Origin of the sequence: Enterobacter cloacae complex sp. ECL411 (assembly GCF_021869665.1) — a bacterium.
GTDB lineage: Bacteria > Pseudomonadota > Gammaproteobacteria > Enterobacterales > Enterobacteriaceae > Enterobacter > Enterobacter intestinihominis.
Genome location: NZ_CP091487.1, coordinates 136227 through 157098, shown reverse-complemented (window position 1 = coordinate 157098; position 20872 = coordinate 136227). Strand labels below are relative to the sequence as shown.

The 20872-nt window shown below is 41.8% G+C and carries 17 protein-coding genes; 12 read left to right on the top strand and 5 right to left on the bottom strand.

Annotated elements, in window-relative coordinates; all coding sequences use genetic code 11:
- The first annotated feature begins 1712 nt into the window (after positions 1-1712).
- The 3 genes from L3069_RS23625 to L3069_RS23615 all read left to right on the top strand — a co-directional run bounded on the left by L3069_RS23625 (position 1713) and on the right by L3069_RS23615 (position 5257).
- The gene (locus L3069_RS23625; RefSeq protein WP_001371949.1) at positions 1713-1874 is read left to right on the top strand and encodes a hypothetical protein; all 162 of its coding nucleotides are present in this window, start codon (positions 1713-1715) and stop codon (positions 1872-1874) included.
- 1128 nt (positions 1875-3002) lie between these two features.
- The gene (locus L3069_RS23620; RefSeq protein ID WP_001050364.1) at positions 3003-4256 is read left to right on the top strand and encodes a ParA family protein; all 1254 of its coding nucleotides are present in this window, start codon (positions 3003-3005) and stop codon (positions 4254-4256) included.
- A complete protein-coding gene (locus L3069_RS23615; protein ID WP_001278838.1) occupies positions 4253-5257 on the top strand; it encodes a ParB family protein in 1005 nt (334 codons plus the stop codon). Before L3069_RS23620 ends, L3069_RS23615 begins: the two co-directional genes overlap by 4 nt.
- 61 nt (positions 5258-5318) lie before the next feature.
- On the opposite strand, the gene L3069_RS23610 is transcribed toward L3069_RS23615, so the two are convergent.
- From L3069_RS23610 to L3069_RS23595, 4 genes are read right to left on the bottom strand one after another with little or no spacing between them, the layout of a single operon-like run.
- Positions 5319-5708, bottom strand: a complete 390-nt coding sequence (locus L3069_RS23610; RefSeq protein ID WP_000815011.1) for a hypothetical protein — start codon at positions 5706-5708, stop codon at positions 5319-5321.
- Positions 5705-6226, bottom strand: coding sequence for a hypothetical protein (locus L3069_RS23605; protein WP_000598517.1), 522 nt, complete (start codon positions 6224-6226; stop codon positions 5705-5707). Before L3069_RS23605 ends, L3069_RS23610 begins: the two co-directional genes overlap by 4 nt.
- Positions 6219-7055 carry a hypothetical protein gene (locus tag L3069_RS23600; protein WP_000700976.1) on the bottom strand — a complete coding sequence of 279 codons (837 nt, stop codon included), beginning with the start codon at positions 7053-7055 and terminating at the stop codon, positions 6219-6221. The genes L3069_RS23605 and L3069_RS23600 overlap by 8 nt, the downstream gene beginning before the upstream one ends.
- Positions 7052-7999, bottom strand: coding sequence for a metallophosphoesterase (locus tag L3069_RS23595; RefSeq protein ID WP_000718595.1), 948 nt, complete (start codon positions 7997-7999; stop codon positions 7052-7054). Before L3069_RS23595 ends, L3069_RS23600 begins: the two co-directional genes overlap by 4 nt.
- 363 nt (positions 8000-8362) lie before the next feature.
- On the opposite strand from L3069_RS23595, the gene parM reads away from it, so the two are divergent.
- Together parM and L3069_RS23585 are read left to right on the top strand one after the other, a co-directional pair.
- Positions 8363-9400 (top strand): plasmid segregation protein ParM domain-containing protein, encoded by a 1038-nt coding sequence (gene parM, locus L3069_RS23590; protein ID WP_000818954.1) that lies wholly within the window; start codon positions 8363-8365, stop codon positions 9398-9400.
- An 11-nt stretch (positions 9401-9411) separates the two neighbouring features.
- Entirely contained in the window at positions 9412-10050 is a 639-nt protein-coding gene (locus tag L3069_RS23585) for a hypothetical protein (RefSeq protein ID WP_012695436.1), read from the top strand.
- A gap of 56 nt (positions 10051-10106) precedes the next feature.
- Here the strand turns inward: L3069_RS23585 and L3069_RS23580 are convergent, their stop codons facing one another.
- Positions 10107-11075, bottom strand: a complete 969-nt coding sequence (locus L3069_RS23580; protein WP_000654804.1) for an IS5-like element IS903B family transposase — start codon at positions 11073-11075, stop codon at positions 10107-10109.
- A 443-nt stretch (positions 11076-11518) separates the two neighbouring features.
- Between L3069_RS23580 and hdtA the strand changes: the two genes are divergently transcribed.
- The 7 genes from hdtA to trhU all read left to right on the top strand — a co-directional run bounded on the left by hdtA (position 11519) and on the right by trhU (position 20861).
- Positions 11519-11971, top strand: a complete 453-nt coding sequence (gene hdtA, locus L3069_RS23575; protein WP_000952689.1) for a H transfer determinant A — start codon at positions 11519-11521, stop codon at positions 11969-11971.
- Complete coding sequence (locus L3069_RS23570) at positions 11961-12386, top strand: hypothetical protein (RefSeq protein ID WP_000836981.1); 426 nt, start codon at positions 11961-11963, stop codon at positions 12384-12386. Before hdtA ends, L3069_RS23570 begins: the two co-directional genes overlap by 11 nt.
- 8 nt (positions 12387-12394) lie before the next feature.
- Complete coding sequence (locus L3069_RS23565; protein WP_000235773.1) at positions 12395-12949, top strand: plasmid transfer protein; 555 nt, start codon at positions 12395-12397, stop codon at positions 12947-12949.
- 119 nt (positions 12950-13068) lie between these two features.
- Positions 13069-17373: an IncHI-type conjugal transfer protein RSP gene (rsp, locus tag L3069_RS23560; RefSeq protein WP_001232109.1), complete on the top strand. Its 4305-nt coding sequence runs from the start codon at positions 13069-13071 to the stop codon at positions 17371-17373.
- Positions 17374-17650: 277 nt separating this feature from the next.
- Positions 17651-18163 carry an IncHI-type conjugal transfer protein TrhF gene (gene trhF, locus L3069_RS23555; RefSeq protein WP_001286760.1) on the top strand — a complete coding sequence of 171 codons (513 nt, stop codon included), beginning with the start codon at positions 17651-17653 and terminating at the stop codon, positions 18161-18163.
- Positions 18150-19661, top strand: coding sequence for a TrbC family F-type conjugative pilus assembly protein (locus L3069_RS23550; RefSeq protein WP_001256132.1), 1512 nt, complete (start codon positions 18150-18152; stop codon positions 19659-19661). The genes trhF and L3069_RS23550 overlap by 14 nt, the downstream gene beginning before the upstream one ends.
- A 144-nt stretch (positions 19662-19805) precedes the next feature.
- The gene (gene trhU / locus L3069_RS23545) at positions 19806-20861 is read left to right on the top strand and encodes an IncHI-type conjugal transfer protein TrhU (RefSeq protein ID WP_181231580.1); all 1056 of its coding nucleotides are present in this window, start codon (positions 19806-19808) and stop codon (positions 20859-20861) included.
- Positions 20862-20872 lie beyond the last annotated feature (11 nt).

Below are 20872 nucleotides of genomic sequence, written 5' to 3'. Positions count from 1 at the left end.
TCCTTAGGGAATATTTCTTTAACACAGCACGGGCACTTACTCACGCTGCCGGATTTAACCCCCTTAATCGCCAAACTGGGGTTCTGTCCTCATGCTGGCCTTCAGTTCTGGGCGGGGTTGCTATCACTTGCTCCCTAATGCGAGATGTACCTGCTGATACAGATTAACGTCATATTCCTGCGTGCCGGTCTGCCGACACCAGTGCACGGGCTTTTTTCGGTCATCACATTACCGGGCAGGAGATTTTATCAGGACGTGGTGTGACTGAGCAGCAGCTGGGGCACTGTCATCCGCTTGCAGATTTAACCCCCTTAATCGCCAAACTGGCGTTCAGTCCTGATAGTGTCCTTCCGTCCTGGGCAGGGTTGCTAACACTGGCTCCCTTAATACGAAATGCGCCTGCTGATAAAGATTAAAGTCACATCACTGCATACCGGTTTGCCGACTCCGGTGCATGGCCTTTTCCGATAATCACAAGGACGGACGGGTGATTATATCTGTGCATAGTATGTCTGAGCAGCATCAGAAGGCACTGTCAGCCACTGGCAGATTTAACCCCCTTAATCGCCAAACTGGCGTTCAGTCCTGATAGTGTCCTTCCGTCCTGGGCAGGGTTGCTAACACTTGCTCCCTTAATACGAAATGCGCCTGCTGATAAAGATTAAAGTCACATCACTGCATACCGGTCTGCCGACTCCGGTGCATGGCCTTTTCCGATAATCACAAGGACGGACGGGTGATTATATCTGTGCATAGTATGTCTGAGCAGCATCAGAAGGCACTGTCAGCCGCTGGCAGATTTAACCCCCTTAATCGCCAAACTGGGATCAGTCCTGATAGTGTCCTTCCGTCCTGGAGAGGGTTGCTAACACTTGTTCCCATGATACGAAATGCGCCAGCTGATACAGATTAACGTCTCATTGCCCATGCCGGTCTGCCGACACCGGTGCATGGCCTTTTCCGATATTCGCAAGCACAGATGCTTGATTTTTTCAGGGTGTAATATACCTGAGCAGCATCTGAAGGCACTTTCAGTCGCTGTCAGATTTAACACCCTTAATCGCCAATCTGGGATTTTATGATGTTAACCTCCAGTTCAAGACCCTTGCTCCCATGATGCGAACCTTGCCACCTGATAAAGATTTACGCCTCATTCCTGTATGCAGGTCTTACGACTCTAGTGCACGGACAATTTTCGGTCATAACAAGACCTGGCGGAAGATTTAATCAGGCGTGGTGTGACTGAGCAGAAGCTGGGGCAATGTCAGCCGCTGGCAGAAAAAACCCTTATTCGCCATCTCAAACCGTCATTATGGGTAGTCCTTTTAACTTTCTCAGGACCATTAAGCTTAAACTCCGTTTAGAGAATGACGTAAGATTTAGGCTAAGCAGGTTAAGTGATCCCTCTCCCGGGTTGAACACTATATTCATCGTACGAGCGGAAGATTGTCCTTCGGGAAATATTTCTTAAACACCGCTCGGGATCTTATTGCCACTGGCGGATTTAACCCCCTTAATCGCCATACTGGGGTTCTGTCCTGATGCTGGCCTTCAGTTCTGGGCTTGGGTTGCTATCGCTTGCTCCCATAATGCGAAATGTGCCTCCTGATACAGATTAACGTCATATTCCTGCGTGCCGGTCTGCCGACACCAGTGCACGGGCTTTTTTCGGTCATCACATTTCCGGGCAGGAGATTCTATCAGGGCGTGGTGTGACTGAGCAGCAACTGGGGCACTGTCAGCAGCTTGCAGATTTAACACCCTTAATCGCCAAACTGGGATTCTGTTCTGATGTTGACCTTCCGTTCTGGGCGGGCTTTGGTTTACTAACACTTACTTCCATAATACGAAATGTGCTTGATGATGCAGATTAAATTCACATTACTGCATACCGGTCTGCCGACACCGGTGCATGGGCGATTTCCGACGATCTCAAGAACATATGGGAGATTATATCAGGGAGAGTAGTATGCCTGAGCAGCATCTGAAGGCACTGTCAGCCGCTGTGAGATTTAACCCCCTTAATCGCCAAACTGGGGTTCTGTCCTCATGCTGGCCTTCAGTTCCGGGCTGGGTTGCTATCACTTGCTCACATAATGCGAAATGTACCTGCTGATACAGATTAACGTCATATTCCTATATGCCAGTCTGCCGACATCAGTGCTTGGGCTATTTTCGGTCAAAACAAGACCTGGCGAGAGATTTAATCAAGCGTGGTGTGACTGAGCAGCAGCTGGGGGCACTGTCATCCGCTTGCAAATTTAACCCCCTTAATCGCCAAACTTGGGTTCAGTCCTGATGTTGGCATTCCGTTCTGGGCGGCGTTGCTATCACTTGCTCCCATTATGCGAAAAGTGCCTGCTGATACAGATTAACGTCATATTCATGCATGCCGGTCTGCCGACACCAGTGCACGGGTTTTTTTCGGTCATTACAATACCGGGCAGGGGATTAAATCAGGGCGTGGTGTGACTGAGCAGCAGCTGGGACACTGTCAGCCGCTGGCAGATTTAACCCCCTTAATCTCCACACTGGGGTTGCCTCCTTAAGTTGGGTTTCATTTCGGGGTGAGGTTGCTAACTCTGCTCCCATAATTCGTAGTGTGCCTCCTCAAGAGATTAACACCTCATATCTTTAGACTGGACTGACGACAACGGTTCACAGTTAGGAAACGTATATCAGCACACCGGTGAGATAGATTTTAGGGTCTAAGCAAGAAATAGGGTAGGCGTGAAGATTCATTAATGGAGCTCTTAACTTCAAAGCGTAGAGAAGGAGACAAGAATCGTGGTTTAAACAGGTTGTGCATTAGGTATGGACTAGAGAGTCTGAGCTCACATCTGCAAGTTAAGCTCACAAAAAATCATAAAAAAGTAAACAAACATTAGCTTAAGATTGAAACTAAGGATAGAATTGTACGCATAACAAGGAAATGGACGCATTATACGTAAAGTTTACATATATGCGTAAAAGTCGGTTTTCAGTGCAAAAAGGTCATAACCATGAATTTACTTGAAAAGATCGCCCTCGTTGGTCAGCGCATGAAAAGCGAGCAGATTTCTCTAAAGGAATCTCTGATGGCTTCATCAAGAGTATCTGTTTCTGATGATAGTGTTGATGGTGTTGATAGACTGATCTATAACCACTGTTTGAATAAAAAAAATCTCTCTGATTTTTTTGGGAAGTCACGAGTAACGTTCAATAAAATACTTTCGGACTTAGAAGAAAAAGAACTTGTTGGTGCACCTATTTATCAAAACAAAAATCATCTTTACACCCGCTGGGATGTTCAAAAAATAATGGATGCCCTGGGTTATCCCAAGTACCGCGATCATTACTTTAGCAGAGCTATTGTTACTCAGAATCATAAAGGCGGTACAGGGAAAAGCACTACATCTGTAGCTTTAGCAGTAGCAGCTGCTTTAGATCTACAACTCAATGCACGTGTATTAATGATCGAATGGGACCCACAAGGTTCGATTGGAAGCAGCATGATTCAAAGTGTCTCAGAAGATGATGTCTTCCTTACAGCAATTGATGCAATCCTTGGAATTTATGAAGAAAATTCTGAGTATAAAAAATATTTAGATTCAGGATTCTCTGAAGAAGAAATCATCACTAATATGCCTTTTTCAACGCATCTGCCAAACTTGGACGTAATAACGGCTTTTCCGACAGATGCTCGTTTTAAAGATAAATACTGGCAATGTTCTAGAGAAGAACGTACGTCTTTGTTACTACGTTTCAAGGAAGTTATCTTACCGGTACTGAAGCAGAACTATGATTTGATTATTATAGACACTCCACCTGAAGATTCACCTTTGATCTGGGCTGCTGACGAAGCGGCCGATGGGATTCTTGTCGCAGTGTCACCACGTGAATATGATTACGCCTCTACTACAGACTTCATGCTTACAATAAGTGAAAGGTTTAAACAATCACCAAGTAAGGGCGACAATTTAAAATGGTTCAAAGTTCTTGCTGTCAATGTAGATGACAAAAGTCCATATGAAAGAATAGTTTTGGATAAATTAATCAGAACTGTTCAGGACCTTTTGATGTCCGCTAACATAAAAAATTCTGAAGCATTTAAGGCAGCTGCTTCCAAAGGGCGTACAGTGCTTGATATCAAAAAATCAGAGGAACTTTGTTCCGCAAAGCAGCTTGATGTCGCAGAAGAATCTGTATTACAGGTATATCAGCAATTTATAAATGAAATAAAAAGTTTTTCAGCTAAGCAAGGAGTTAACGCATGAGCGATGAGCAACATATCGGGAATGATAAATCTCGATATTTAAACGCACCAAAGCGGACAGAAGTCGGTCACCGTTCAGGTCTTGCGGGTTTGAAAACAGCACCTCGCATAAAAAAGTTATTCACTCTTCATAAGGGCCGGAGACTTGAAGCGGAACATGTGATTGTTCCAGCCCAGAGAGTGGAGAAGGAGACCTTAGTCCATCCAGCGAACCCACGAAATCAAGAAGCCCTTACAGATTATTCTGTTAGAGATATTCTTAAGCAGATTGAAGAAAGAGGGGTCGATACCGAAGGGATCGCTGTAAAAAGAGATGGGGTTTATTTATTAATAGAAGGAAGTCGCAGACGTTTCTGCTGTATAAAGGCAGAAAAGGATCTCCCCCTGTGGGTTCTTCCGGATGAACTAACCGAAGATGATATAAATTCAATTATATCCGCAGCACAAACATCTCGAAAATTTTCATATAGAGAAGTTGGGTTTCAATTTATCAAAAAAATGGAAGAAAAAGGATTTTCTACTAATGAAGAACTCGCAGCATATCTTGGGATTAGTCATGTATCGGTAGCCAAAAGAATCCAGGCGGCCCGTATTGACGAAACATTGATCTCTTTATTCCCGGATTATGAAGGAATCCCGAACTCCTATTATAGTCGCTTGTCTCGTTTACAGAAATATGTGCAAAAAAATCTATTTCCTTTAGATGAAGTAATAGATAATGTTAAAGAGGAAACAAAAGATTTAGACATTGGAGATCTCCAGGTTGCTCAAAAAGTTGTAATGGAAAAAATCACACAATCTGTGGAAAGTGTTTGTGAAAAAACTTATTCCACAAAATGGGAAACAAGTGATCTTATTACTTTTGATAACAAAGATAAGTATGCAAGAATCAGTAAAAACAATACTGGTAGAAAAATTCGCTTTGAATTCAATAGGATAAATGCGGGTTTTATTAAGGAACTAGAGGAGTTCATAAAAGAAAAATTAAAAGTATCAGAATAAATATTGAACTGCATCTTTATGATGCAGTTCATATGATTTATATTTTTAATTTCTTGTTATATTAATATGGGGTGTGCGCAGGTTCAGACATATAAGGTCTTAGTTCTATATGAACAGAAGCGCCATTCCCATCATTTACTACGTTTAAAGGTGCTTTTCCCGGCAATGACATAGTTGCAACGTCAGGTCCAGAAACAGCAAAATTATTTTCTGCTGAAGGCATTACTGTAAAAATCTTTATAGCAACATTTTCATGTCTAAATAATGAAATCCCAAAAGTAGAACCAGCTTCGGTATTGCTCACGTCCACAACCACAGGGGTTTTTCCTAGATATTCATTAGTTAGTATGTTTTTTACTAATGCCCCTTCCGGGACAGTATAGATACGGTATGGATATGCTAAAGCCGTGTGACAAAAACATATTAAAATAACAATTAATGTTTGTTTCATAGATTATCCTCATTCAAAAATAAAAGATATAACTCTTGAAAATCGTGGTTAGTAATTAGGTCCGCTTTTCCGGGAAAATCGTAACTAACAGAAAATAAAAGCGAAAGCGAATCTTTTCCTTTTGCTTTGGGAGAGATTCTGCTAAAAGCACGGTTAATAAACATAAGTTGATCTTCATTGTTGAAGCAAAGTCCAAGCATTCCAACCGTAGGAACTACGAATGTGCTTACGCTGCCTGGGGGCAAAAGTTGCTTACTACGGGCATTGTAAGCACAACGACTACCACCTAGCGTTAGGCCTGAAAGCTCAATAAAACTTCTGGTTCCATTCTTGGCGACAAGCCAAACATCAGTTCCTGAACTTTCGACACGTAAAGTAACTTTTCCGTCAGTAAAGGCCTCACTTTTATTGTATAGAATAGGGTCAAAACCAACTGTCGGGAGTTCTTCGATTTTACTTTCTACTGACTGACAACCAGTCAGTAATGCAAACAATAAAAGTGTGATAACTTTAATCATCCCGCTTCCTTAGATTGTTTTTGGCGCTCGTTATAAAAGATAATGATTCACCGGGGTAGAGAATTGTTTCTTTCGTCCAATAACCATAACCACCGAGGATATTTTTTCTTTTCTCAATATAAACGGGTTCAGAAAATACTAAATGTTGATATTTAGGAAGAGATAAGATTTCATATTTTCCTTGTCCAACTAAGAGGTAATTCTTCTCTTTAGGATTGATGGTTACTGGATTACCAACACTTTGAGGTATGTTAAGTTTTTTTATATTTAGGTCAGAATAGTCAGGAACGGACACTTGATCATTAGACGTATTTCCGGGAAGAGTAAACCCTTTACCCTGATCCGGTCCAAAGATGGCAATTATATCTTTGTTGTTTCTTGTGATCGAAACGATAGCCTGAAGGGGCGTATTAGCAAGGTCATTTATAAACGATATAGTTAGACTTGATTTTGGCTCGACCCAAACAATGCTTTTTCCGGATGTGCCTTCGCTTAATGCAATTTTTTCATTTAGTAAGATTTTATTTTTGGCAATGATATTATACTCAAGTTTTGGTATCACAATAAAAAGTGATTCTTTATTTGAAACATTCATGATTTCTAAGAAATTGGTTTTGGTCATGCTGGTCTTTAGAACAGGCCTATATTTACCATTTATAAACCACCTTCCGTTTATAAGCTCCGCTTTAGCAGATATAAGTGAATCACTTTTCTGTGCGGCAGAAGAAAAAGCATCTTTTCTATGCTCTTTCTCTTGATGTGGTGCAGCTGCTGCGTGAAGATGCAAAAGTAATGTTGAAATTGAGATAATCTTCCAATTTATCTTCATCTTGTTACCTCAATGTTGTTTTCAATCGAATCGAGTTCTAAAGGATAGGTTTTAAGTGAATAAAACTTGTTTGTTGTTTGTATTAGCTGATGACACAATAAAACTGGATTGTTCTTCATGATTATTTCTACTAATGTAAGTGCTGGTGAGTCAGTTTGCGGTATACCCGGAGCAACTATTACCTGGTCTTCTAATTTTGACATATAGAGTGATCCAGTATTTATATGCAAACAATTACCGATCAGTACTGGAAGATTGTTTTGAGTACGACCATGGGCTTTTCGAATGCTGTTTACAGGATTCCTACCTAGGACCATAAGGTTGACGTCATTTATCATCATTGGTATTACGGCATGGTCCATACCGAATAGAAACTGGCTCTGAAAAATATTCACATTGGCATAGTTGAATGCTTGAAGCGCATTATAAGTATCAGTGAATGATGTGCGGATAGGGGCGTAATCAGAAGGGCAAACCCCAATTTTTATATCGCCTTTTAGTAAAATCTGCATCATCGTACCAAGCTGGGTATTAAGAAGTTTTTTTACCTCTTCCTCTAAATAGTAACGATTCACAGCTTTATGCCACTTTCCGCCCATTACACACCATCTCTCATTGAGGTATGTGCTGGGGTAAAATGTTCTCCGGTCTTTGTTTAATGGTAACAATTTTTTTAACATTTCTTCTCCGGCTCCGGCAGCTGAGAAATGCCTCACAAAACGTCCATCGAAAAAGCCACTGTTTATCGCCTTCATCAATTCTATGGGTTCCGGCCCATAGTCAAACAAATTTCCAGTAGAGAAAATTACTATCTCTTCTTCTGGCTTTGTAACTGATTGGATCAAGTTGCACAGCGCAGAGTAATGTCCATGAGGATCTGCCAGAAAGAAAATCCTTCCGGAGAAGTTTGTAAGGTCTATAGTTTGGACGTGCTCAGCTGCCATAAATTCCTCTACGTATGTTTACATCGATGATACGGTATTTCGAACTATGATTTTTTTACAAAAAGGCGTCATTTTGGATTCTAAGCCTAAGGACCTTTGTTACTTACAGGTAAAGGCCCCAGTCCTGGCTCTCAAACAGTTCATACTTAGGATGCAAAGTAACTTTCTGATTATAATTGGCTCCTTTATAAACATGGTTAATACATGAATACAGGAAATTTAACGGTAAGGTATTTAAAATGGAAGGATGCTGAAATAACATAGACTTACGTATTTTTTTAATAGTGTTAATGTTGATAATAGGTCACCATTAATGTATAAAGTTAATATCTAATATGGTCCTATTAATAAAAGAGAGTTTTTATGGCTGAACTATTAAAATCTGAAAGTCCTGTTTCACCATCAGTGCAGGATATCACTGAAGCTTTAAAAATCGTTGTCGATGATGGAAGTAAAGCTGCAAAACTGGTTTGTCTTAATGAAAGAAACGAATTAGTTCCCTTGCTTACACAAAATAGTTTTGTTCCAGATTTCCGTGTTCGCCATGAGGGTCTCAATCCTTTTAACTATCTTATTGATGGGCTGGAAAGGTTTTCGCATCACAGCGAATCTAGTAACTCACTGGAATCGACTGATGTATCTCACCAATACGATGAAATTAGCCGGTTAAATGTTCACCATGCACTTCATGCTTCTGGTTTAGTTCCTCAGGATGTTCACCTCTTTGTTACTTTACCACTTAGCCAGTTCTATACTGCTTTAGGGGAAACGAATATTGAAAATATTCAGAGAAAAAAAGATAATCTGATGAAACCAGTAGAGCGTTATCTTGACGGTAAACGCTATTCTTTTAACGTTTTGTCTGTGACTGTTTTCCCTGAATCTTTACCAGCTGTGACCCGGGCAGATGAAATTGAGGATATTGCTTCATTTGAATCAAGTTTGGTAATTGATCTTGGTGGTACTACTCTTGATGTTGCAAGTATTACTGGGCAATTAGAACAGATTTCGAAAGTAAAAGGTTTTGACCGTATTGGTTGTTCTATTGTTTACGATGAGATCAGCAGGTATCTTGAATCTGAGAAACTGAATACGAGTAATGCTTACATTCATCATCTTGTTGATAATCGTCATGATAAATCAGCTTTGAAGGTTGCAGAGGACAAGCGTGACGGTGTTTTTGATGCGGTAAACTCTGCGGTACAGAAGTTGCAAAGTAAAGTAATCAGAGCGGTTACACAAGTCGAAGAGAGGCCTCATAATGTTTTCCTTGTTGGGGGAGGTTCATATCTCATCGAAACAGCTATTCGTAAACATTTTGAAACGGCTAAAGTTATCATGGTAGACAATCCGCAGTTCGCATTATCTTTGGCAATTGCTGATACTATTTATTCAGAATAATGAGCTAGAACATGGCTAAATACCCTATCTCAAATAAGGCAGATAACGACCGGATTCAGATCCGGTCTTTCTGGATATCCGAAAGAAAAGCACCCTATGTTTATAGTTTCTTGAAAAAAACAGAACTTTGTCATAGGGGTGACCAACTGGATTTAATTAGGTCGGCTATTAGTACCGGGTTGGTATTAAATAATTTATTTCCTGACTTGGCAAATTTTATAAATGGTTTAAACGAAAGATTAACACTTGCAGATCTTAATAGGTTTCTGAATGATGGAAATACTATAGATACTGAACCTAAGCCTCCTATTAATGTATTGCTAGAGAATGTCTTAGATCAAAAGTTTAAGGAGTATTTAACACCTCTACAATTAGATAATTCAAAGCAGGATTCTGTTTCTGTAAAAGAAACCTTCCTTGTACAAAAGGAACATGCCTGCTTTGGTGTGAAGATTGAAAATGAGGGAAGCGATACCTCTATACCATCTGAAAGCCCACTTTCTTCAGGTGCATCCAAAATTTCAAAAGAAAAGTCCATTTCCTCTGTGGTGCCAGTGCTAGAAAAAGTATCGGATGAAAATCAAACCGCCTCCATAAGCATAAAATCTAAAGCTAAGGCAAACAAGCGACTAGCGACTTTGGCAAGATAGGGCTTTGTTGAATAAATCAGATTTCGGGTAAGTCTCCCCCGTAGCGGGTTGTGTTTTCAGGCAATACGCACGCTTTCAGGCATACCTGCTTTCGTCATTTTGTTCAGCGCTCGTACCAGGGCCATAGCCTCCGCAACCTGACCATCGTAGTCACGCAGCGTCAGTGAACCCCCGAACAGCTGTTTTACCCGGTACATCGCCGTTTCCGCTATCGAGCGACGATTGTAATCTGTTGTCCATTTCCACCGCGCATTACTCCCGGTCATTCGCTGATTAGCCACTGCACGGTTACGGTCTGCATATTCACCGGGCCAGTAACCCGCACCTTTTCGGGGAGGGATAAGCGCGCTGATTTTCTTACGCCGCAGTTCATCGTGACATAGCCGGGTATCGTAAGCGCCATCGGCGGCGGCTGACCTGATTTTCCGGTGGGTTTGCCGGATTAACCCGGGGAAGGCCTCTGAGTCCGTAACGTTGTTCAGCGACAGGTCAGCGCAGATGATTTCATGTGTTTTACTGTCAACGGCGAGATGCAGCTTACGCCAGATACGGCGGCGTTCCTGGCCATGCTTTTTGACTTTCCACTCGCCTTCACCGAAGACCTTCAGCCCGGTGGAATCAATTACCAGGTGTGCGATTTCACCCCGGGTGGGCGTTTTGAAACTGACATTAACCGACTTTGCCCGCCTGCTGACACAGCTGTAATCCGGGCAGCGTAGCGGAACGTTCATCAGAGAAAAAATGGAATCAATAAAGCCCTGCGCAGCGCGCAGGGTCAGCCTGAATACGCGTTTAATGACCAGCACAGTCGTGATGGCAAGGTCAGAATAGCGCTGAGGTCTGCCTCGTGAAGAAGGTGTTGCTGACTCATACCAGGCCTGAATAGCTTCATCATCCAGCCAGAAAGTTATGGAGCCACGGTTGATGAGGGCTTTATTGTAGGTGGGCCAGTTGGTGATTTTGAACTTTTGCTTTGCCACGGAACGGTCTGCGTTGTCGGGAAGATGCGTGATCTGATCCTTCAACTCAGCAAAAGTTCGATTTATTCAACAAAGCCGCAAGATAGGTGAGAGACAGTACAATCGACTTCTGAGTTCAACTTGTCTTACCAGGAAAGCCAGCATACTTGCTGGCCTTTTTTTTGTTATAATAAACTCAGGCTTCAGCTGAATCTGTAAAATTACTGTTAATGAAACGGTATTTTAGGTTAATTTGGATGCTGTTACAGGAAGTGCGGATTTTTCCTAAATTTGTAAAAAACCTAAGAATTATCTTAATAAATCTGGTACTTAATTATTATTTTACGTAAAAAGTCTTTGTGGTTTAATGGTTATGTAAGGATTTTTTGATACCCTTATACCCGATGGACCTAAGGTCACTGACAACGATGTTCATGTAGAATCTTCGTTTCTGTAATCCCTTTTGTCCTTGTCCCAAATGATTGATTATTATAATAAAGGCTGATCGAATGCTATCTCGCAACTCACTAATACATGGTTTACGCCGAGACCAGTTAATCGGAGTTCTGACTATTTCAGAGTTTCCGGTAGTTATGGTAGAAAGCCACTTCATTCAGTCTGAGGTTATGGGAATAAAACCCGTAATTTTTAATATTGATGAGCTTCTTGTTTCTATATCCCCAATTTCCTCTCTTAAGTTCGATTGGGAGTGGGCCCCAGTTGATACAATACTCATTGAAGTTATCATTCCACCTGTAGAGTCAGACCTTGTAAGTGCAGAAAATGACTTCCTCCGTGATTCTGGTATTGGCCATATCCAGTGCGAGCCTGGCGGAGCATCAATACGACGTACAGTTACCTTCGTTGGTGGAATAACCGCTGATAACTTACTGTATCAGTTGAGGCTTATGTGCGTAAGCGCGTTAAAACTTTTAGGAGAGGAACTGGGGGATGAAGTCTAAGATTAGATATGTTTTATCTGGTTTTGTTGTGTTATGTGCATTTGCTGGAGTTTATAAAATCCTAAACAATGTTCCGGTTAAACCTGACCTTTTGGACTTCACTGGAAACACATTTAAAAAGACATCACTCTTCCTGCCATGTGATAAAAGCTCGCCTTCTTTAAACATTAAAATTGCTGATAACGAGAAAATCGTGATCAACGGCATCGCTTCAAAAGTAACTTTTGTTGAAAAGGCTGACCCCGTCAAAAGCCCTGGTTTTTGTGATGATCTTGATCTAAACAATTCTCGCCTTGTACATACGGCATCTTACAGCCTGGTGATTTCTGAAACCAAAACAGGATTTACACTATCAAATTTCAAGCATCTTGCCGATGATGAATCATTAGGCGGTATGTGGTTTTATCAAAAGTGACTTTTTATATGGCAACTTCAGACTTCGCTCTTAAAAACCATAATGTTAAAGCATTTGGTCAGGATGCAGCCCTTGTCATTGAGATGAACAATGAAGATGTTAGCTCATCAAAACCTTCACCTTTTTCAAATGAGATTGATAATTATTATCTTACATTGCACGTCGCTCCAAGGAACGCAAAAAAAGATTATGACTGGGGCTCAAACCGTTCTGTACTTCTAAAATTGTCGACGAATGAAGTTATGCAGATGGCATCTGTATTTCTTAGAATCATGCATACTTTAAAGATTGATAAGAGGAAAACCTCACATCATGGCCACGTCGTATACAAAAATATAAGCGTTACCCCAAACGAGAGGGGCGGTTTGTTGTTATCCGCAGGGATAGTTCCAGTCGATAAAGATGGCTTAAAACCCTTCATGCACATGGTCCCCGTCTCACAAATGGATTGCGTTAAAATTGGCCTCTACATACTTGGATATCTTGCTCAAAAAACGCCCTGGGTAAGCTCCGAGTCTATAATTACCGCGCTTCGCTTATCTGAAGCCAAGAATTCAAAATAGCGCATTAACATACGGAATATACGGAAAAATACAGGTTTTTTTAAATGTTATACGAACGGATATTTCTGTTTTTCATCGTAAAGTGAGTTTAATTTTGCTCAGAAAAACAGGTATTCGTCATGAGAAAATCAGGTTTAGGTTTAGCCCTGTTGTTTTCTTTAATTGCTCCGATTAAAGCGGTCTATGCTGAAGCGATTATGATTTCAGGAAAGCTACAGGCTGATTTGCCAGCCGTATCCTTTGACCCGGGGCCGGGCGACTTTGTTGCATACGTTAATTCTAACACTATCACTGCCTCAGGTGCAGGCACAGCCTGTAATGTAACGGTTGATGATCGAGCGACTTCCTCTGTTGATAACCTCGTTTGTTTTTTCGAGTGGTTACCCAATACCTTGGGATTAACTTCTAACGGCTTCACTCTTTCAGGCGTTCCCAACACCACCGGTGATTTAAAACTACCTTACAAGATTTCTTACTTCTCTGGTTCTGAACGGAAAAAAGTTGAAATAGTAAAAGGTGAATATTCAATCAAAAGTGTGGCACCGGTAAAACCAACTATCACCGGTCTTAAATCATCCCTGAACGGATTAGTCTATGACGGCTTTTCTTTCAAATCGTATTTAAAGGATGAAGCGATCAAAGATATCGCTGTTTCTGTTGAACCCCGCAATTATATTCAATACATCTCAATAGGTTCAGGCTCCGCCTGTGAAGTACCTATTGGCGGAACTTCCTGTACCATTGAAGTTGGAAGCATTAAGGCCAGTGATACAGATGAACTTTTGGGTTCACGTGATATCACAATTACAGCAAACTCTAAGAATAATTATTTCGCACCTCCTGAATCCAAAAAGCTTGTTGTTAACTGGGATTATCGGCCTCCTGTAGTAGACCATACACTTTGGAATTTTACCGATGAGGCTAAAACAATCAAAGTAGGTGGCCAGGACATCTATACCGGAGCCAAAACCGTTGCTGTGGCCGTTAAGGTACCCCAGCAAGAAACAGAAGGTGAATGGTGGCTCCCAACAGCTATGTCGCTCACTATGACTCCGGATGGCGTGTTTAAGCCGACGACTAAAGTGACTTTAGATGATGGCACTGAGATTGATTTCAAACAGTCCTGGGCAACCCCTTTACGTAGAACTTTACAGCCGGTAAGTGGACCTCAAAAAGTCGGTGATGAGTACCTCTATATCTTTGACTTAACGGATCTTATAAACGGGTCCTACGCAGCGACTTTTACAGTAGAAAATACGAGCAAAAACTCTTCTACGTACACTGAGCCTGAAAGCAAACTGATGCTGTCTGATAACCCAACGCTTATGGTTCTCAAAGATGGGCAGGTATTAACTAAACGAGCACCCGTATACTTCCTGAACGAGATTATCGTTGCAGCTTTCCAGGGGCAGGCTGGGGTTGCTGACATAAAATCAGTAACAATAGACAACAAAGTAGTTTCGTTAACACCTACAAATTATAAAGGTATTTACTACCTGCCGGTTGGAGACGATTTAGCAGTTAATTCGGATCACGAGATTACTGTGGTGGCTGAAAACCTTTATGGAAAAAACGTAAATTTCAGTACCGTGTTCACTTATCAACCTACTGGATTCACTCTTAAGAATCTGGAAAAAAACGTAACTCTTTACTCGCGCGTACGTCAGTATACGGACCTGCTTAGTCAAACAGCTGGTGATAAATGCACTCTGTTTACCACAGAGGAAAATGCGAATGCTTACCTCGCCTGGTATGGGGAAAAATCAGATGTTACAGCATGCTACCCTCAGTGGAACAATGTCCCTGATGGGTTGGAGTTCTATTTTAAAGGACGTACCCCGGGTCTAACTGGATTCTTTAATAAAACAGGTGAGAATCTGCTCGACTATCAAGTCTATATGATTAACGGGAAGGGCTCTAAAGCGGTTTCCGCAAGGAATCGCCGTACTCTGACCACACAATTACCATACAACCCGATCATCTCTTACAAAAAGAATAAAGTCATAGCAGGCATCAATCCGAACACTGCTCTGGCTTATACGACCGGGGGGGAGGCCGCTCGAATATTAGCGAAGGTGGTACCAGCTGACGTTACGATGATCGTCTCTCAAAACGGCTCTGAGGCTGTCAAAACGTCATTTAAAAATCGTTCCTCAAACAACGATGCAACGACCTTTGTACAAAGGGTCAAGGTTGCTGCTGCACCATTGTGGACAAAGAACGTCTTTGACATAGCTGTAGAATACTCAAAGGATCCAGAATTAAGAACTACAGACACCCTCAACGTATATACGGTGCCTGATTTCAATATTCGAGCATCGATGGAAGTGGATGACAAAAAAACAGCCACATCTCTTGAAGTGCCCTTAAAGGTAACAGTGGGGCGTTATAACAACTCCACACGTAAAAGTGCATTTGACCGTAAAACAATGGGAGAATGGGACGTCACGATATACTCTCAAAAAAGTGTATACGGCAAAGATCCAGAAACAGGCCGTTATAAAACTACATACGAAAGAACTGCGCTGACTGAAGCATTGCCGGTCAATGATGCGGGCATTGTCGAAACCAAGATTAAAATTGAAAATATGGATCTGGGTAATATGCGTCTGGTTGGTGTGGCTAAGGTCAGATCGCCATTCTCTGATTTTGAAATGAAACGTGAGACCAGTGCTGTAGGCATTCGAATCTATAAAGGTGAGGAACTGGAGGGTAACCTGTCGAAAAGCCTTATTATCGGAAGGATCCCACTTAGTACTCTGGTAAGCTTCAAATCTGCCAGTACGGCTAACTCTGATGCACTCGCCCCCACCGAATGGCAGCAGTCCTCTGATAATGGTCAAACCTGGACCATGCTTTCCGACATGACCGGAAAGAGAAGTGTAAGTATCAAAAAGACAGAAGTAGGAAAGTGGCTTTATAGGGCAAAAATGACTAATAAATTCACATCCAAGATTTCCTACACAGATGCCTTAACGGTAGTTACCTACAAGCAGCCTAAGCTCAGTATAGATGTTACAGACATTCTTCAGGGCTCAGATATACCTGTAACCCTGCTTGATAACGATGAACCTATACCAGCAGGCACCGCTGAGGTTCTCTGGTCAGAGGATAAAGTCAACTGGGTGCAGGGAGATACAACTTACACTGTGGCTTCAGCTGATACCCTACCGTCTACGATTTATGCCCGGATGCGTTACCTTGATTCCGATGAACTGGCAGAGGAGTCTTCATGGAAGGAAACGTCTGCTCGGTTGGCAGCCGCAAAACCCAAGCGCCTTTCTGTCTCGGTAACGGGGGTTTCAAAGGTAGAGGTTGGTCAAAAAGTTACTTTGGAAGGTAAGTTCACGAACCCTAACAGTAAGTACCAGAATGGTAATAACGTAGTTGAAGAATGGAAAACACCGGATGGCCAGACATTTAAGGGCTCTTCACTGTCTGTTACCCTTACTGAGCAAATGTTGGATAAACAGGGATATGCTGCTTTTGAATACAGTGCATGGTTAGCGGACAATAAGGAGAATACGGTTTCTACCCGTAGAGTTTCTGTCAAATCGTGGGTTTATAAATTTCCCGAGATGAAAATAAGCTCCAAACTTAAATACGACATGGCACCGACCACCCTACGCGTTGCGTTGAGCGGTATTAAGGATGGAGACTATCCTGGTGTTACTTATTCCCGTGAATGGATCTACGACAAAGAGAATCTGGTAATCACTAAAGATGAAGGTGACACCAAAGAATTTACAATTGAAAATCCTGGCAAATATACATTGATGGTTGTTTTCAAAGATAACCGAAACAATGAACAGCGTATCGAAAATACCTTTGTTGTCGATGAACAAACGCCAATGAACGTTGAGATGACACCCAAGTTCTCTAACAAATATATGAGAGCTCCACTCGATGTAACCTTAAGGTCAAACATCAAGCTATCTCATTCGGCGGACTCGATAGATACGGTCACATACAAGGTGAACGGTGAAGTAATACCCAGCGGCAAAAATTATTGGGCTCAACTGATCTCGGGTTTAAAAGAAAAGAAATACGAGATTACAATTGATGTTGTTAGTAAACTTGGACAGAGAGGTTCAGCATCTGTTGAGTTTGATGTCGTTAAAAACGCAGTGCCTAATTGTACATTGAGCTACACGGAAACCAACCTAAGCTGGAGCTTTACCAATAAATGTGATGATACTGATGGAAAAATGGTTAGATATGAATGGTTCATCAACGGCGAATTAAGGAACGTTTTCGGTAGTACGGCTACACTTTCTAAAAACCTTAACCGTGGTAAGCAGGACATAAAAGTAATTGCTTATGATGATAGTGGAGACTTTGCAACACAGCACGTGACAGTTTTCGGACCGGCTGAAGAGGCAAGTAAGTCTGAAAACACTGTATCAATACCAAGCAGTGAGTAGTTAATTTTTAAATATAAAGCCGGGACATTATGTCCCGGCTTTTTTATACCCAATAATTGGACCTTTGAAAAATTAATGTCGGAAAGTAACTTTGCTCCAAAGGCATCTTTCATGGCCGCTAACAAAGCTGCGTATACATGCTGAGGAATTAACATTCTTATAGGTGAATATTAGGTTGGTTTGCAGACTTCCGAGCGTTGAAAAACATGGATAATAATTACTTGGATAGAGGTGCATCTGCCTAGTAAAAATATTCTTCAGTGCCAGTGAGAAAAATATGAGCGACTACATACCTAAAAAGAGAGGGCTGCTTATACTGGATTGGTATGTCCCCCTTAATATTTTATTGCTGATTCTCGTTATGTGTGTCTTTTTCACCCGTTATACATTTGGATACGGTTTATTGAATGGGTGCCTGCCTGCTGATTTTTATATGATTGATCATTCGGATAAAAGTATTAAAACTGGTGAACTCATAGCATTTAACATGCCGAAATCGGTACGTTTTATCCCAGAAAATGAACGAGTCATAAAAATTGTTGCCGGTGTGGGCGGTGACAAACTTAAAGTAACAATGGATGGGGTTTATAACGGGGACAAATTTTTTGAAGCTAATGCACGTCGTATTTCGAAGAAATACAATATTCCGTCCATTTTGATTGAAAAAGAATTGATAATTCCTGAAGGCGAAGTTTTCCTAATTGGGCAAACCGATCACTCATGGGATTCCCGTTTTTGGGGAACAGTAAAGCTGAATTCAGTAATTGGGAAAACATATGCGATCTTTTAATGTAAATAAAAAATATTTACCAATACTTCCTGGACTTGCGTTATGTGCAGTTTTAAGTAATACAAATGCAAGCACTGAGTATCAACATGATGCTGACCTAATCGCTCAGCAAGCAAAAGGGCTTGGGGCACAGGCTAAAGGTGCACAGCAGCCAGATGGGGCTCTTAGCCTTGATGCTACGCTAAAATCACCAGATGTGCAGAAGTACATAGCGCAAGCTGAAGCACTCCAAAAAAACCAGGACCTGAGCAAGCAAATAAACCGTGGTTACGTCCCCGGTATGAATGCGGATAGTGTTCAAGCAGTTATAGACCATACCCAGGCTATCAGGGCCCAAAGTAATAACTCTGAAGCTGTCAACGATATAATTAGAAGACGTGATGAAATTCAAGAAAACGCCAGCCTTAATGAAGCGGCTCTGAAAGCTGTGGAAAATAAGCCGGAAGTCATGCGAGGACAATCTAAAAATATCGAAAAATTGTTTGGTTCCTCGGGCATCACAGCTGCTGACTTCGAAAGAAAAATGGATAGCACACGTGAAGAAGCACTATCAACTGAAAATGGAATAACGATCTTTGCTTCATTTAGTTTGCCGGATTATGTACTGGAAGACCTTCTACGTACGGCCTCAGAGCATAAAGCTCGTGTAGTTTTCAATGGTCTAAAGAAAGGAACTACTCGGCTACCAGAGACACAGGCAGCAATAAACCAAATGATTGTCAAAGGAAAATTTGAATCTCCTTTGATTACAATTGATCCTGATAGCTTCAGTCAGTATCAAGTAACTCAAGTACCGACAATTATTTCTAGGGAGCAAGCTCGTTTTGCAAAAATGGTAGGCTCCTTCAACGTTGAGTTTTTTCAGCGAGAACTTGCTAAAAAACCCGATCAGGATATTTTCCCGGTTGCTGGTACCACTTATCCCGTTGAAGAAAAGAGCATCATTAAAGAACTGGAAGAACGTGCACAAAAATATGACTGGGAAGGTGCAAAAAAAAGGGCCGTTTCTGACACATGGAAAAATCAATGGATGGTCGACCTCCCTCCTGCCCAGGAACACAAAGAATTTTTAATTGACCCTACAGTGAGGGTCACTCAGGACGTAAAAGATAAGCAGGGCCGTGTAATAGCTTCCGCCGGTGAGTTGATTAATCCACTTTCGAGATTTCCTCAAAACCTGACGATGATAATTTTCGATCCACTCAATCCGGGCCAGCTGGTATGGGCTGAGCAGCAGTATCGACAACGTCTGGGTAGTGGAAAAGTAATGCCAATGTTTACCCGTATCCAAAAAGATAATGGATGGGATCACCTAAATGATTTACGTGAAAAATTTAACGGTAAGGTGTTTAAAGTTAACGAACAGATCATCTCACGCTTTCAGATTAAAAACACACCTGCGCTTATAACTACTGACCAAGATAAATTCCGGATCACCCTGTTTAGCGAGGCAGAAGTCCGTGGTATCGGAGCCCCAAATCTTTCAGAGGAAAAATAAGATGAAACTCGGATTTATTATAGGCGCTCTCTTTGCAACATGGCTGACGCTAAATTATCCGGACCAGATGAGAAGTTATTTTACCAAAGCCGTCGACTATATCGAAAGTGTTGCAACATTTATTACATCCAAGTGAGCATGATGGTGAAAAAATTCAAAAAGTTACTTTTAGAGTTCATTGTAGCAGTTATGCTTTCGCTTTCTATACCGGGTATGGCTATGGCAGCAGATGCTGGAGTCCCTGGGGCTATGTGTCAGTCAGCTGGAGTGTGGCAGGGCTTGATTAAGAATATCTGTTGGAGCTGCATTTTTCCCATGAGGATAATGGGCATAGGGGCAGCTCCAGAAGGCGCTGCTCCTTCACGTCCGGGTTGCTACTGCACAGATCAGAACGGCGTACCGGAAATAGGTTGGCAATTGAGCTTCTTTCAGCCGGTGAAGATTGTAGAAGTTGTAAAGAGCCCCTGGTGCAGCCCCTTTCTTGAAGGCACGATGCTTCAAAAATCGCAGTTTGATATTGGTAAAAGCAACACAAATCAGCCAATGACAGCAACTGAAGCCGGATTTTACGATGTTCATCTTTGGGAGTTCCCAATCATGACAATGCTCAAATTACTGATTATTGGCGAGTGCACTGCTGAACCCTATATAGATGCCAGCCTGACCTATATAAGCGAAGTGGACCCTATGTGGGAAAGTGATCTGCTTACACTCGTCCTGAATCCAGAGGCAGTAGTTTTTGCAAACCCAATTGCCTCAATGGTGTGCGCTGCTGACTGTGTAGCAGTAACAGCAGGAAAGGATAATCTCGCTGCATACTTTTGTGCCGGATGCGATGGCAACCTTTATCCATTAACCGGCCACATTTACGCAAATGATGACGCTGTAAGGACGAGTTCACTGATAACCCAGCGTCTTCTGACTAAACTACATCGCCAGGGAATGCTGATGCGAACGATGGGAGCAGACGCAATGTGTGAGAAAACGTGGGAATACTTTACACCTCGTTCCCAGTATCGGCTTTCAATGCTTTTCCCAACTCCTGAGGCGAAAGGGCCGGATTGCTGTCATCGTCTTGGTGATTCGGTACATGACTGGTCAACCCTTAAAGGTGGGCGCAAAAAAATAGGCAATGATAATTATGTCTATATGTTGTGGCGTTACAATGACTGTTGCGTCAGATATATACCAGGCGCTTGATTTCTAAGGGT

Bases quoted from the DNA above. Each gene is read 5' to 3' on its own strand.
- rsp (WP_001232109.1), top strand. From the start codon at position 13,069: ATGAGAAAATCAGGTTTAGGTTTAGCCCTGTTGTTTTCTTTAATTGCT.
- L3069_RS23585 (WP_012695436.1), top strand. From the start codon at position 9,412: ATGGCTAAATACCCTATCTCAAATAAGGCAGATAACGACCGGATTCAG.
- L3069_RS23570 (WP_000836981.1), top strand. From the start codon at position 11,961: ATGAAGTCTAAGATTAGATATGTTTTATCTGGTTTTGTTGTGTTATGT.
- hdtA (WP_000952689.1), top strand. From the start codon at position 11,519: ATGCTATCTCGCAACTCACTAATACATGGTTTACGCCGAGACCAGTTA.
- L3069_RS23600 (WP_000700976.1), bottom strand. From the start codon at position 7,055: ATGAAGATAAATTGGAAGATTATCTCAATTTCAACATTACTTTTGCAT.
- L3069_RS23610 (WP_000815011.1), bottom strand. From the start codon at position 5,708: ATGAAACAAACATTAATTGTTATTTTAATATGTTTTTGTCACACGGCT.
- L3069_RS23605 (WP_000598517.1), bottom strand. From the start codon at position 6,226: ATGATTAAAGTTATCACACTTTTATTGTTTGCATTACTGACTGGTTGT.
- L3069_RS23565 (WP_000235773.1), top strand. From the start codon at position 12,395: ATGGCAACTTCAGACTTCGCTCTTAAAAACCATAATGTTAAAGCATTT.
- L3069_RS23615 (WP_001278838.1), top strand. From the start codon at position 4,253: ATGAGCGATGAGCAACATATCGGGAATGATAAATCTCGATATTTAAAC.
- trhF (WP_001286760.1), top strand. From the start codon at position 17,651: ATGAGCGACTACATACCTAAAAAGAGAGGGCTGCTTATACTGGATTGG.
- L3069_RS23550 (WP_001256132.1), top strand. From the start codon at position 18,150: ATGCGATCTTTTAATGTAAATAAAAAATATTTACCAATACTTCCTGGA.
- L3069_RS23595 (WP_000718595.1), bottom strand. From the start codon at position 7,999: ATGGCAGCTGAGCACGTCCAAACTATAGACCTTACAAACTTCTCCGGA.
- L3069_RS23620 (WP_001050364.1), top strand. From the start codon at position 3,003: ATGAATTTACTTGAAAAGATCGCCCTCGTTGGTCAGCGCATGAAAAGC.
- parM (WP_000818954.1), top strand. From the start codon at position 8,363: ATGGCTGAACTATTAAAATCTGAAAGTCCTGTTTCACCATCAGTGCAG.